The organism is Yoonia maritima (genome assembly GCF_043641945.1).
Classification (GTDB): Bacteria; Pseudomonadota; Alphaproteobacteria; order Rhodobacterales; family Rhodobacteraceae; genus Yoonia; species Yoonia maritima_B.
The window spans coordinates 530,637-544,402 of the sequence record NZ_JBHZRX010000003.1 but is presented as its reverse complement, the minus strand read 5'-3'; the positions used below and the strand labels follow the sequence as shown (position 1 = coordinate 544,402).

Here is a 13,766-nt window from a genome sequence, read left to right as displayed (position 1 = left end):
GCGCACCATGTCTGGTATCCCCCACGACCATTACGAACCCAAGACTGGCATCGAAAAGTGGCTGCACACGCGCCTGCCCATCGTTGGCCTTGTCTATGACACTCTGATGCTTCCGACGCCAAAGAACCTGAACTGGATGTGGATCTGGGGCATCGTTCTGGCGTTTACGCTAGTTCTGCAAATCGCCACCGGTATCGTTCTGGTGATGCACTATACGCCTCACGTTGATCTGGCGTTCGCTTCGGTTGAACACATTATGCGTGACGTAAACGGCGGTCATATGATCCGCTACTTCCACGCAAACGGCGCTTCACTGTTCTTTGTTGCTGTTTACCTGCACATCTTCCGCGGCCTGTACTACGGTTCTTACAAAGCACCACGCGAGGTCACTTGGATCATCGGTATGTTGATGTACCTGATGATGATGGGCACCGCGTTTATGGGCTACGTTTTGCCTTGGGGCCAAATGTCGTTCCACGGTACAGCGGTTATTACTGGCCTGTTCGGTGCGATCCCATTCATCGGTGAATCAATCCAGACATGGCTTCTTGGTGCATCTGCCGTTGGTCAGCCTGCGCTGAACCGCTTCTTCTCGCTGCACTACCTGCTGCCATTTGTTCTGCTGGGCCTGACAATTGTTCACGTTTGGGCATTCCACACTACAGGCAACAACAACCCAACTGGTGTTGAAGTTCGCCGCACAAGCAAAGAAGATGCAGCAAAAGATACGCTACCATTCTGGCCATACTTCGTGATCAAAGACCTGTTCGCGCTGGCTGTTGTTCTGGCAGTATTCATGGCGATCGTTGGCTTTATGCCAAACTACCTTGGCCACCCGGATAACTACATCCCTGCGAACCCGCTGGCGACACCGTCGCACATCGTTCCAGAATGGTACTTCCTGCCATTCTACGCGATCCTGCGTGCGTTCACTGCGGACGTGTGGCTGGTGCAACTTGTCAACTTTGTCAGCTTCGGCATCATCGACGCGAAATTCTTTGGTGTTCTGGCCATGTTCGGCGCGATCGCTGTGATGGCACTGGCACCTTGGCTGGATACATCATCGGTTCGTTCGGGCCGTTACCGCCCAATGTTCAAATGGTGGTTTGCACTGCTGGCATTCGACTTCTTGGTTCTGATGTGGGTCGGCGCAATGCCAACTGACGGCATCTACCCATACATCTCGTTGATCGCAGCGACTTACTGGTTCGGTTACTTCCTCGTTCTTCTGCCACTTCTTGGCGTGATCGAGAAACCGCTACCACAGCCTGCAACCATCGAAGACGACTTTAACGCGCACTACGCGCCGAAAGCTGGGGCGTCTGCCTCTGCGAAATCGGCCGAGTGAGAAAGGACCAATGAATATGTTCCGTAAACTCACACTTACTGCTGCAACACTTCTTGCCCTGACAACAGGGCAAGTAATCGCCGCCGAAGTAGAAACCGAGATCGAAGACTTTGCGTTTTCGTTCGAGGGCCCATTCGGTAGCTATGATCAAATGCAGCTTCAGCGCGGTCTTCAGGTCTACACTGAAATCTGTTCTGCATGTCACGGTCTAGAATTCGTCGCATTCCGCACACTGCATGACGAAGGTGGCCCTGCGCTGCCCGAAGATCAGATGCGTGCCTACGCTGAATTCTACGAAGTCTATGATGAATCCATCGAAGACTACCGTGCAGCGACACCAGCGGATAAATTCCCTGCGGTCACTGGCGCTGGCGCACCTGATCTTTCTTTGATGGCAAAATCACGTGCTGGTTTCCACGGCCCTCTGGGTTCCGGGATCAACCAACTGGTCAAAGGTATGGGTGGCGCTGAATATGTCGCGTCTATCCTTGCTGGCTACCATGACGCACCTGAATGTGCGCCAGAAGACTTTGACGGCTACTACAACGTTGCGTTCGCTGCGGGCGGTTTCCCTGAAGAGTGTATTGATGACCACGGTCACCATATGGTTCCAGGTAGCTGGATCGGCATGGCGCCACCACTTTGGGGCGATGACGTTGAATACGCTGACGGACACTCAGCCGACATTCACCACGAAGCACAAGACGTTGCCGCATTCCTGATGTGGACAGCCGAGCCTAAGATGATGGCGCGTAAGCAAGCTGGCCTGTCCGGTGTAATCCTGCTGATCATGCTGTCAGTACTGCTGTACCTCACAAACAAACGTCTGTGGGCACCACACAAGCACAAAGACTGATCAAGCCAGTCACCGAATTAGAAAAGGCCCGCCAAATTGGCGGGCCTTTTTCGTGACCAAAGGTGAACTCTAGTTCACCCATGTTATCCAAGATATGCAACCAATGCCGGGGGCGGATCATCAAACAAAACGTTAGTCGCAACAGGTATTGAAACGCTTCCATCCGCAACAATCGCGACCACATCGGCGATGCGTTTCGCGTCGTTCGGATCGTGGGTCACCATAATCACGGTGCGGCCCTGATCTGCCAGCGTCGTTTTCACCAAATCCAGCATCTCATCTTTCAAACGCGGACCAAGCGCCGCAAAGGGTTCATCCAATAAGACAACAGGCCGATCAGCCAGTAACACACGGGCAAGCGCCGCGCGGCTTTGCTGACCACCAGATAGCGCCGCTGGCTTGCGCGCACCAAGACCAGCCAGTCCAACACTTTCCAAGACGTCTTCGACTCGACCCGCCTCCGTCGATGACAACCGCAGACTAGGGCGCAGCCCCAACCCAACATTTTGCGCGACGGTTAGGTGGGGAAACAGGTTGTTATCCTGAAACAACATACTGACAGGCCGATCAGAAGGGGACAGTCGCGTCAATTCCATATCGTCCCAAAAAACCCGACCAGCCGCTGGTTCAAAGAATCCAGCAATCGCAGAAAGAAACGTCGACTTGCCTGCCCCCGATGGGCCAATCAGCCCTGTGACTTTGCCAACTGCGAACTGTAAATCCGCGCGTAATTCAAAGTCATCCTGCCGCAGTTCTAGCCCGTCACAAATCAGCATCGCTGCGGCCTCCTTGGTCACAAATCCAAAATATCAGCAGGCTTAACGCCAGCAATAGAAGTGCAGCACCCGCAGCTGCGTCCACGCGATATGCCCCCATCAAACGATACATCGCGAGGGGCAGGGTTTCTTCGGACTTGCCCGCGAACAATGTGATTACGCCTAAATCACCCATCGACAAAGCCGCTGATAGACCGGCACCGAAACCCAACGGGCGGCGAATGCGCGGTAAGACAACGATACGTAGCCACGACCAACCAGACAGGCCGACAGATGCCCCCAAGCGCCCGAAATCTTCTTGGACCGCTGCAATCGCAGGGCCAATTGCGCGTAACACAAAGGGCAGGGCGAGCGTCGCATTCACCAGCATCGTTACAATCAAGGCAACATCGCTGGGGCTAACAAATGGATAGACGATCAGGAACGCCCCCGTCCCCACAACCAACCCCGACGCGGCCAAGGGCAGCACCCCGATCACTGCGACAGCGCGTCCACCCCAAAGGCCGAGCGCGACAGACATCGCACAACACAAAGTCGCCGAGCCAATTGCAACAAGGATAGATCGTAGGGCAGCGATCCAAACCGTACCCGGCATCAACATCAGCCCGGGTAACCCGCGAAGAACGACCATCCCCAATGGAACCAACAAGAGCAAAGCTGCGGCACCGATAACGACATAGTCCAACAGAGGGCGGTTCAAATCCCAACGCGCAACCACGCGGTCAAAACCTGCGCCCATCGCATCGGTACCAGTGACGCGCCACGCAAAGACCGCAGCGACAACGCACAGCCCAAATTGGATGCACGCCAACAACGCCGCACGCCCGAGGTCGAAATCAAAACGCAACGCCTGATAAATCGCCAATTCAACTGTGGTGCTTTTCGGACCACCACCTAGCGTTAGCGCGACCGCAAAGCTGGTCAGGCAAATTAAGAAGATCACCAAGAACGTGCTTGGGACGATTGCCCCCAGCATTGGTATCTCGAGCAAGCGGCCCACTGGTGCACCCAGACTCGCGGCTAGGCGGAACCGTTCCGCCGGGATCGCAAGCCAGCCCTGCAAGATGAACCGCACGGCGAGCGGCAGATTAAAGAAAACATGCGCAAGAACGACGCCATGAAATCCGTAAATGGATATGGGGTCGAAACCTAGAACCCCTAGAAAGACGTTCACAATGCCTCCACGACCGAAGACGGCAAGCAACCCGACGATCGCGACGATAACGGGCAACAAGAACGGTGCGCCCAACAGCGTGATTAACGCCTGACGACCGCGAAACCGTCGCCGCGCTAGGGCGCGCGCAACCGGGATGGCGCATAGAACGCTAATAAATGCGGATACAAAGGCTTGGGTCACCGTAAACCGGATCGCCGCCCAATCAGCAGGGCTAAGCCCGCTTGCCCAGTCCGCCCGCAGCGCAACCGCTGCAAGCGTCCCAAGCGTCAACACCAGTACCAGCGCCCCAGATAGGGCGCCGGGCCAGCGTGGACTTATTGTGAAAGCGCGTTGCGCCATTCTTCCAATGCTTCATCCCGGATCGCTGCTGCATCCTCGGGTGATTTCAACAATGAAGCCGTGGGGGTCATCAGCGTTTCAAACCCTTCGGGCAATCCTGCTTCTGGGGTCACAGCCGGGTACATCCAGTTCGTTGTCGGAATGACAGATTGGAACCCTTCAGAAACGATGAATGCCATGAATTGGTCCGCCAAGTCTGACTGATCAGTGCCAGCGACTTTGCCAGCGACCTCGACCTGCATGTAGTGACCTTCGTCAAACGACCAAGCAACTTTGCTGGCGTCTTCTTCGGCGATCAAGTGGTATGCAGGCGACGTTGTGTAAGACAGAACCGCATCAGCTTCGCCATCTAGGAACATGCCATAGGCTTCGGACCAACCCGGGGTGACCGTGACAATGTTGTCAGATAGTGCCGCCCACAAATCAGCCGCTTCGTCCGGGTAGGCATCTTTGACCCACATCAGCAGACCCAAGCCGGGCGTTGATGAACGCGGGTCTTGGATAACGATCTTTAGGTCACTGTCAGCCAGATCACGGATCGACGTCGCTGCGGTATCATCCGCATTCCCAACAAAGGCAAAATAGCCCCAGTCAAATGGCAAGAAATCAGGATCAGTCCACGCAATCGGCAAATCCAGATCAGCGGTCACACCGTGCGGTGCAAACAGGCCAGTTTCACGGGCGGCTGCGGTCAGGTTGGTATCCAATCCCAACACCACATCAAATTCGGTACGTGGGCCTTCTAACTGAAGACGGGCCAGCAAGGCAGCACCATCGCTGCTGCCGACAAATTCCAGATCGCAGGCACACTCGGCTTCGAACGCTGCTTCGATTGCGGGGCCGGGGCCCCATTCGCTGACAAAGCTATCGTATGTCAAAACTTGCAGTACCGGGGTCTCGGCCATTGCGCCTGTGGCACAAAGGGCAAGTCCCGCGACAACTGGCAGATAGATCGGTTTTTGCATCGTATCCTCCAAATGCGACGGGCGGATTGGGGGATAGCGCGATTGCCATACCTTCCCTCCGCCGGTCTTAACCGGTTCAGGTTCAACGGGTCCGCTTGCGCATCTCAGCCATTTCTGGCCCCCCGAGGTACGTGTTGAATACGCGCTGGCGGGGCAAATGAAAAGGGCCGCAGATTTTGCTGCGGCCCTTGTCCTAAAATGATTATCAATCAGGCCGCGTGGCCATGTGGCATTTCAACTTCATCGTCATCAACGATACCCGCATCTGGGTCGTTAAAGACATCAAGGTCGATTTTGCCTTCACCTTTGGCAACGATAGACGTGACCACCGCATCGCCAGTGATATTCACGGCAGTGCGGATCATATCCATCAGACGATCGACACCTAGGATGATCGCAATACCTTCGATAGGCAGGCCAACTTGGCTAAGCACCATCGTCAGCATAACCAACCCAACACCGGGCACGCCTGCTGTACCGATAGATGCTAAAACCGCCATGCCGATCACGGTCAGGTAACCACCTAGGCCCAGATCAATGGCATAGACATTTGCCAAGAACACGGTCGCGACACCCTGCATGATCGCGGTGCCGTCCATATTGATCGTTGCGCCAAACGGGATACAAAACGACGCGATAGATTTATCCACCCCCACACGTTCGGTAACGGAACGGTAGGTCACTGGGATAGTCGCGTTCGAGCTCGCGGTTGAAAACGCAAAAATCTGCGCCGGACGCATCTTGCGCATAAACGTTAACGGGTTCAGCCCGGCTAACACTTTCAGCATCGTTGGTAGCGTGATGAACAGGTGAATGAACAGTGCAGCAACCAGCGTGATGACATAGGCCATAACGGGCAGGAAAAGCCCGATGCCTTGTTCTGCGAATGTCTTGGCGATCAGACAGAACACACCATACGGCGCAAAGTGCATAACAATCGCGACCACCTTCATCATTAGGTCATTCATGTAGTCGCATGCGGCAATGAACCCTTCGGACTTTGCGCCAAGCATCAGAACAGCAATACCCAGAACAACGGTATAAAAAATTACCTGAAGCATCTCGCCATTGGCAAAGGCCGCAATCGGGTTCGTCGGTACGATATTGGCAAAGACCTCCCAAACGGTAGGTGCCTCTCTTCCAGTCACGCCATTGGTGTCGATACCCTGCATATCAAAGCCCTTGCCGGGGCCAATAATTGACGCCAAAACAATCGCCAAAGTGATCGCAAGTGCGGTCGTGGCAAGATACAAAAAGAACGACTTTGTACCGACGCGCCCCAGAACACGGACGTCACCGATGCCCGTCACCCCACCCAAAAGCGAAAAGAAAACCAGCGGGACCACCAGCATTTTTAGGGCATTCACAAACATCTTGCCGACCATGCCAAACAGGCCCGCCACGATCTGACTATTGATGACGTCAATGTTGATTTGGTTAAAGATTACACCAACCACGATCCCTGCGCCCATCGCGATCATGATCTTCATGGTTAGCGACATACCGTGGCCGCCATGCGTATCAGTTGTCATTTTTAGCTCCCCATTATTCCTAGGGTTGAGATTGGCACAGTTTTACAATTTCTCAAAATTCAGCGGCGACGCTGACCAAGATTGAACAAACGCGGGCCTTCCTGTAACCGGGTTGCAATCAAAGAGGCGCGCATATGTCGATCAACAGTTTCGGTCATCTATTTCGGTTCACAACTTGGGGCGAAAGCCACGGGCCCGCATTGGGTGCAACGGTCGATGGATGCCCCCCCGGCGTTCCAATTGACGCGGCAATGCTTCAGCAATGGCTGGATAAACGCCGCCCAGGTCTCAACAAAAACACGACCCAGCGGAACGAACCCGACGCGGTCGAAATCCTATCTGGCGTGTTCGAAGGCAAATCAACTGGCACGCCAATTCAGCTCATGATCCGCAACACCGACCAGCGTTCGAAAGACTACGGCGACATCGCCAACACCTTCCGTCCCGGTCACGCTGACATCACCTATCACCAGAAATACGGCATCCGTGATTATCGCGGTGGTGGCCGGTCTTCTGCTCGCGAAACTGCTGCCCGCGTTGCGGCTGGCGGGGTTGCGCGCGAAGCGATCAAAACAATTGCGCCCAATGTGCAGATCAAAGGCTACATGACCCAAATGGGTGCTAAACAGATCAACCGATCCAAGGTCGATTGGTATCAAATTGATCAAAACGATTTCTTCTGCCCAGACGCAGATGCCGCAGCCGAATGGAACGACTATCTGGCGTGGCTACGCAAAGACGATCACAACTCTGTCGGTGCGATTATCGAAGTCGTGGCACGTGGCGTCCCCGCAGGCATCGGCGCACCTGTTTATGCTAAGTTAGACACTGATTTGTCAGCTGCGATGATGTCGATCAACGCTGTTAAAGGCGTCGAAATTGGTGAAGGAATGGCCGCAGCCGCGCTTACTGGTCGCGAAAATGCAGACGAAATCTTCATGGGGCCAAACGGCCCTGAATATAGCTCAAACCACGCGGGTGGTATCCTTGGCGGTATCAGCACAGGGCAAGATATCGTCGTGCGCTTTGCTGTAAAACCGACCTCGTCCATCCTATCGCCGCGCAAATCAATCCGCATGGATGGATCACCGATGGAAGTCATCACCAAAGGCCGCCACGACCCATGTGTCGGCATCCGCGCTGTTCCAGTCGGCGAGGCGATGATGGCATGCGTAATCCTTGACCACCTATTGCTAGACCGCGGCCAAACCGGCGGCGTCCGCGGCAAAATCGGCTAAGCATCTATTGCTTTGACAACTGCACCGCTAAAATACCGCCTGCAATAATCGCGACGCCGATGACGTCCAGCCAACCAATGGTTTCGCCCAACAGGGCGGCCGCGATAGCCACGCCTAAAAACGGGTTCAGGAAGTGGAAGGTCGATGCTTTTACCGCGCCGATACGCCCGACCAATGTGAACCAGACCCATGTCGCGGCTAGGCCGGGGACTAACGTTGTATAGACGAAGGCCACGACCAATTGCCAATTCCACGTGACGACCCATTCTTCGAAGGCAACCGCCGGAACAGAAAGGATCGTCGCGCCAACCAGCATTTGCAGGCCAACAATCATCAATACGTTGCCACCCGAAGATGCCCCTAAAACAGCCAGTGTTGCGATAGTCAGTGACACGACACCAACCACACACAGGATCAAGCCAAACGGGTCAACGCCGCCTTGCAGCCTTGCGCCCATGATCAACGCAACGCCAATCACACCGGCGATCAAACCCATTAGGCCAAGCGGTTTCACCTTGGTGCCGAAGACAATCCAACCAACAAGCGCGACTAGCAACGGCATTGTTGACGCGATAATGGCGGCCAGTGATGCAGGCACTGTCTGCATCGCGACGAAATTCAAACCCAGATATAGCGCGTTTTGACATAACCCAAAGACAAGCACGCCAGTCCATTGGCGGCGGCTAAGCCGCGCAGATTGCCCCAAAGCAAATGCGATCAAAACACCCAGCAAGCCTGACACGAAAAACCGTAGCGCCAGCGCCGTCAACGGCGGTGCATATTCGACAATGACGCGTGCGGAAGTAAACGCAGAAGACCACATCGCCGCAAAGGCGAGCCCCATGAGAATTGCTTTGATATCCATAGTTCCTCAACGAAAAAGGGCCGCCAATTAAGGCGACCCTTTCCTAACTTTTCATCCGGCACAAGGCCAAATGACTTAGCCGTTCACGCTGTCTTTCAGCGCTTTTGCGATTGTCATTTTGACAACCTTGTCGGCTTCTTTTTTGATTTGCTCACCTGTGGCAGGGTTGCGAACCATACGCTCTGGGCGTTCACGGCAATAGATTTTGCCAACACCTGGAAGAGTAACAGCGCCGCCGCCAGCTACTTCTTTGGTGATGATGCCAGTCACGGCGTCCAGTGCAGCGCCTGCTGCTTTTTTATCCATGCCAGTTTCATCGGCAAGTGCAGCAACGAGTTGCGCTTTAGTTAGTGGTTTAGTCGCCATTTTCTGGTCTCCCTTATTTGCCCGAACTATAGGGCCTCTACCCGCGCATTTAACGTTATGTTGTAGGACACCACAACGATTAGTGTTCGATTTTCAGTGAAAATAGCGACTTTTCGCGCGTTTTTTAGCGTTTTATAGGAATGCAGTCTCCTCAAAGCTGCGCAATTTGCGGCTGTGGATGCGTTCAAGGGGCATTTCACGCAATCTTTCCATGGCACGGATTCCGATCATAAGGTGCGCAGCGACCTGTGTTTTATAGAATTCTGACGCCATTCCGGGCAACTTCAGCTCGCCATGAAGCGGTTTATCACTGACGCATAGCAAGGTCCCATAGGGTACACGGAATCGGAAACCATTCGCGGCAATCGTCGCGCTTTCCATATCTAGTGCAACCGCACGCGATTGGGATAACCGCTGAACCGGCCCAGATTGATCACGCAATTCCCAGTTCCGGTTATCGATGGTCGCGACAGTACCCGTCCGCATGATCCGCTTTAGCTCATAACCTTCAAGCTTGGTCACGTCGGCCACAGCTGTTTCAAGCGCAATCTGAATTTCGGCCAGCGCAGGAATCGGCACCCAAACAGGAAGATCATCGTCCAGCACGTGATCTTCACGTAGGTACGCGTGCGCCAGAACGAAATCGCCCAAACGTTGCGAATTGCGTAGCCCAGCGCAGTGACCAACCATCAACCACGCATGTGGGCGCAGAACCGCAATGTGGTCGGTGGCCGTTTTAGCGTTCGAAGGCCCGACACCGATGTTCACCAAAGTGATCCCGCTGCCGTTTGCCCGCTTTAAGTGATAGGTCGGCATCTGAGGAAGCTTTGCAGGAACGGGCAGGGGTGCATCTGATTCCGTGATCTCAACATTCCCGGTGCTTACAAAGCTTGTATAGCCACTGTCCGGGTCCGCCAGCATCTGGCGCGCAAAGCTTTCGAACTCTTCGACGTAGAACTGGTAGTTCGTGAATAAGATGTGGTTTTGGAAATGCTCAGCAGCGGTCGCGGTATAGTGCGAAAGACGCGCCAATGAATAATCAATCCGCTGCGCTGTAAACGGCGCAAGTGGACGTGCACCGTCAGGATATGAAAAACCTTCACCGTTCACGATCGCATCGTGGGTCGTGCTAAGGTCAGGCACATCGAAATTGTCACGCAGGTTAAAATCCATCGACCCATCATGGGGAACAGTCAGCTTTGGATCATTGGCCGCAGCAAAATGCACAGGCATCACTGTGTCGGATGCACCGATAACCACAGGCACGCCGTGGCTGTTTAGCAGCAGTTGGATTTGCTGCTCTAAGTATGCAGCAAATAGATCAGGGCGTGTAACTGTTGTCGAATATGTACCCGGTTCAGCCACATGACCAAATGACAGACGGCTATCCATCTTTGCGTGGGTTGTCGTTGTCAGACGAATTTCTGGATAAAACGCACGCACGCGCGCCTCGGGCTGGCCGTGTTCCAATGCGTCTTGAAAGCTTTTTGATAGAAACGAAACCGCAGTTTCATAAATCTCTTGTAGCCGCTTTACTGCGGCTTTTGCGTCGGTAAACGCTTCATGTCCGGGCACATCGGGTGTCCAGATAATGACCTGTTGTTCATCATTCATAGGTCGTCCTCAAACAGTTCTGTTAACTCAAATTTCTCTACATCCACCAATCCCAGATCAGAGATCCGCAACGAGGGGATGACAACAAGCGCCAAAAGCGAATGCTGCATATAGGCATTATTTAGGGTGCAACCGCACGCCTCCATTGCGGCGACCATTTCGTCGGCTTTTGAGGCAACGTCAACTGCGGGGCTATCTGACATCAATCCGGCGATAGGCAATTCCACCAACGCCAGTTCTTTGCCGTCTTTCCAAACAGTCACGCCTCCGCCGACTTCACCCAAACGGTTTGCAGCGGCGGCCATGTTTTCACGGTCTGTACCCACAACGATCATGTGGTGGCTGTCGTGCGCCACGGTCGAGGCCATCGCAATTTTTCCGGTGTATCCAAAGCCCGAAACAAAGCCATTCACGACTTTGCCCGTACCCTGATGCCGCTCAACCAGCGCAATCTGATAGGTATCACCTTCGCCTTCGACCAATCCATCAACGACAGGAAGTTCAGCAGTCAGCGCTTCGGTCGGGGCTTGATTTTCGACAACGCCGATCACCTTCACCTTAACGCTATTCGCACCCTCAGGCGCGTGGATCGCGAAATCAGCATCGCCCAGCGCCTTGCCCATATTCACGGTTTGGCGTGCATCAGCGGGCCAATCGTAATGCGGGCAATCCACGGTAATCTTGCCATCCATCGCGACGGTCTGACCACGGGCAATCACATGCTCGATTGGCAAGGTTTTCAAATCAGACGTCAAAATCACATCAGCCCGCCGACCGGGCGCGATCGATCCCAACTCACGCTCTAACCCGAAATGAGTGGCTGTGTTGATCGTCGCCATTTGCAGCGCAATCAACGGATCACATCCGCAATCAATCGCGTGACGGACAACACGGTTCATATGACCATCGTTCACCAACGTCCCCGAATGGCAGTCATCCGTGCAAAGAATAAAGTTGCGCGGATCAAGCCCCTTTTCAGTGATCGCTGTAATCTGGCTTTCGACATCATACCAAGCAGAGCCAAGACGCATCATCGACTTCATGCCCAAACGGACACGTGCGATCGCGTCAGCCTCGGCTGTGCCTTCGTGATCATCGGCCGCACCGCCCGCAACATAGGCGGCAAATGCATTGCCCTTGTCAGGGCTGGCATAGTGGCCGCCTACCGTTTTGCCCGCATTCATAGTTGCTGCCATCTCTGCCAACATCTGCGGATCGCCGTTGATCACACCGGGGAAATTCATCATCTCACCCAGACCAATAATGCCGGGCCACGACATGGCCTCGGCCACATCATCGGCAGAAATCTCAAACCCTGTGGTTTCCAGACCGGGGGCAGAGGGCGCACAAGACGGCATCTGCGTGTAGATATTCACTGGCTGCATCAATGCTTCGTCATGCATCATACGAACACCGCGCAAACCAAGCACGTTCGCGATCTCATGCGGATCGGTGAACATGGTCGTTGTGCCATGCGGAATAACTGCTGCTGCAAATTCGGCAGGGGTTAGCATCCCGCTTTCGATATGCATGTGACCGTCACAAAGACCGGGGATCAAATATCGGCCCTCAGACTCGATGATTTCCGTATCCGGACCAATGCAATGGCTGGCGTCTGGCCCAACATAGGCAAAGCGCCCATCGGCCACAGCAACCTGCCAGCCATCTAGAATTTCGCGGGATTGGACATTCACCAATTTACCGCCACGAATGACTAGATCAGCATGCGCACGCCCTGCGGCGACAGCGACCAAACGGGGGGCAACTTCGGCCCAAGATTTGATGTGATGTTCCATCCCCAATGGTTTCACCGTTTGCAGGCGGGTTCAAGAGGGGATGATTGCTGTGTTCAAAGAAGTCATGGACCGCCCGCATTCCAGCAAGCGCCCATTAACATTGCTTATCTACTCGGCACTAACCGCAACCAAATAGGCATAGATGTCTGCGGCCTGCTGCTCGTCGCGCACTTGATACGCCATCTTGCCGCGTGCACGATTATTATCAAGCGCCTCGCGCAGATAACCCGTTGGGTTTTGAACGTAAGCAACAAATGTTTCTTCTGACCACGTTGTTCCGGCTTCACCAAGGGTCACGATCGCATCGCCGTAACGGAATCCATCAACAGACCCAAGCGCACGACCCTCGATCCCAAACAAGTTTGGACCAGTCCGCGCAGTGCGACCAGCTAGAACTTCACCTTCATCGTTCCGAACGACGTGGCATGCGACGCACTGGCGGTTAAATTGCTCTTCGCCTGCCGCTACATCGCCCTCAGCAAATGCAGAAGTTGCGAGTGCAGCCAACGTCGCTGCAACACTAATACTCTTCATGATCGCTATCCTTCTCGATCTGATCAAATGACCGTTCGCCCCAGTCAACGCTGATGTAATGTACACGACGGTCCAGACCAAGGGTAGCTAGCGAACTTTCTTTTGGGATGCATCATAATATCGCAGGAGACGCCTTCTTTTTAAGGCATCTCCTCTATTTCTGGTAGGCCTATCACTTTGATCCACCACCTGTAGAACCCATACGACGCGCTGCCTCTTTCCGTTCGATTTCATATCCTTTCAGCGGTCGCCCGTCGTGCATCCAGTGATCTGGTGCTTTCCAACGTTTATTCAGCGTTGCCGTCAAAAAACTGTCTGCAAATATTGTAAGCATGGCTTTTCCTTTCCTTGTGTTAATGA

The 13,766-nt window shown here is 54.1% G+C and carries 13 protein-coding genes and 1 riboswitch; of the genes, 3 read left to right on the top strand and 10 right to left on the bottom strand.

The window, feature by feature from the left end:
* Positions 1-7: 7 nt before the first annotated feature.
* Positions 8-1,348 carry a cytochrome b gene (petB, locus tag ACHUEV_RS09295; protein WP_106358751.1) on the top strand — a complete coding sequence of 447 codons (1,341 nt, stop codon included), beginning with the start codon at positions 8-10 and terminating at the stop codon, positions 1,346-1,348.
* 10 nt (positions 1,349-1,358) lie between these two features.
* Positions 1,359-2,204 carry a cytochrome c1 gene (locus ACHUEV_RS09290; protein WP_394179162.1) on the top strand — a complete coding sequence of 282 codons (846 nt, stop codon included), beginning with the start codon at positions 1,359-1,361 and terminating at the stop codon, positions 2,202-2,204.
* Positions 2,205-2,287: 83 nt separating this feature from the next.
* On the opposite strand, the gene ACHUEV_RS09285 is transcribed toward ACHUEV_RS09290, so the two are convergent.
* The 4 genes from ACHUEV_RS09285 to ACHUEV_RS09270 form a co-directional block, all read right to left on the bottom strand.
* Positions 2,288-2,980 (bottom strand): thiamine ABC transporter ATP-binding protein, encoded by a 693-nt coding sequence (locus ACHUEV_RS09285; protein ID WP_394179160.1) that lies wholly within the window; start codon positions 2,978-2,980, stop codon positions 2,288-2,290.
* Complete coding sequence (locus ACHUEV_RS09280; RefSeq protein ID WP_394179158.1) at positions 2,967-4,496, bottom strand: ABC transporter permease family protein; 1,530 nt, start codon at positions 4,494-4,496, stop codon at positions 2,967-2,969. The genes ACHUEV_RS09285 and ACHUEV_RS09280 overlap by 14 nt, the downstream gene beginning before the upstream one ends.
* Entirely contained in the window at positions 4,472-5,461 is a 990-nt protein-coding gene (gene thiB / locus ACHUEV_RS09275; RefSeq protein WP_394179157.1) for a thiamine ABC transporter substrate binding subunit, read from the bottom strand. The genes ACHUEV_RS09280 and thiB overlap by 25 nt, the downstream gene beginning before the upstream one ends.
* Before the next feature lie 36 nt (positions 5,462-5,497).
* Positions 5,498-5,596, bottom strand: a riboswitch (TPP riboswitch).
* 74 nt (positions 5,597-5,670) lie between these two features.
* Complete coding sequence (locus ACHUEV_RS09270) at positions 5,671-6,993, bottom strand: dicarboxylate/amino acid:cation symporter (RefSeq protein WP_394179155.1); 1,323 nt, start codon at positions 6,991-6,993, stop codon at positions 5,671-5,673.
* A gap of 134 nt (positions 6,994-7,127) precedes the next feature.
* Here ACHUEV_RS09270 and aroC point away from each other — a divergent pair, with 134 nt between their 5' ends.
* Positions 7,128-8,231, top strand: coding sequence for a chorismate synthase (aroC, locus tag ACHUEV_RS09265; RefSeq protein WP_394179153.1), 1,104 nt, complete (start codon positions 7,128-7,130; stop codon positions 8,229-8,231).
* A gap of 4 nt (positions 8,232-8,235) precedes the next feature.
* Here the strand turns inward: aroC and ACHUEV_RS09260 are convergent, their stop codons facing one another.
* The 6 genes from ACHUEV_RS09260 to ACHUEV_RS09235 all read right to left on the bottom strand — a co-directional run bounded on the left by ACHUEV_RS09260 (position 8,236) and on the right by ACHUEV_RS09235 (position 13,740).
* A complete protein-coding gene (locus ACHUEV_RS09260; RefSeq protein WP_394179151.1) occupies positions 8,236-9,096 on the bottom strand; it encodes a DMT family transporter in 861 nt (286 codons plus the stop codon).
* 75 nt (positions 9,097-9,171) lie between these two features.
* Entirely contained in the window at positions 9,172-9,462 is a 291-nt protein-coding gene (locus ACHUEV_RS09255) for an HU family DNA-binding protein (RefSeq protein ID WP_106358742.1), read from the bottom strand.
* 132 nt (positions 9,463-9,594) lie between these two features.
* Positions 9,595-11,076 (bottom strand): AMP nucleosidase, encoded by a 1,482-nt coding sequence (locus tag ACHUEV_RS09250; RefSeq protein ID WP_394179148.1) that lies wholly within the window; start codon positions 11,074-11,076, stop codon positions 9,595-9,597.
* The gene (gene ade, locus ACHUEV_RS09245; RefSeq protein WP_394179146.1) at positions 11,073-12,872 is read right to left on the bottom strand and encodes an adenine deaminase; all 1,800 of its coding nucleotides are present in this window, start codon (positions 12,870-12,872) and stop codon (positions 11,073-11,075) included. Before ade ends, ACHUEV_RS09250 begins: the two co-directional genes overlap by 4 nt.
* 108 nt (positions 12,873-12,980) lie before the next feature.
* Positions 12,981-13,406 (bottom strand): c-type cytochrome, encoded by a 426-nt coding sequence (locus ACHUEV_RS09240; RefSeq protein ID WP_394179144.1) that lies wholly within the window; start codon positions 13,404-13,406, stop codon positions 12,981-12,983.
* 172 nt (positions 13,407-13,578) lie between these two features.
* Entirely contained in the window at positions 13,579-13,740 is a 162-nt protein-coding gene (locus tag ACHUEV_RS09235; protein WP_394179142.1) for a hypothetical protein, read from the bottom strand.
* Between the last annotated feature and the right edge of the window lie 26 nt (positions 13,741-13,766).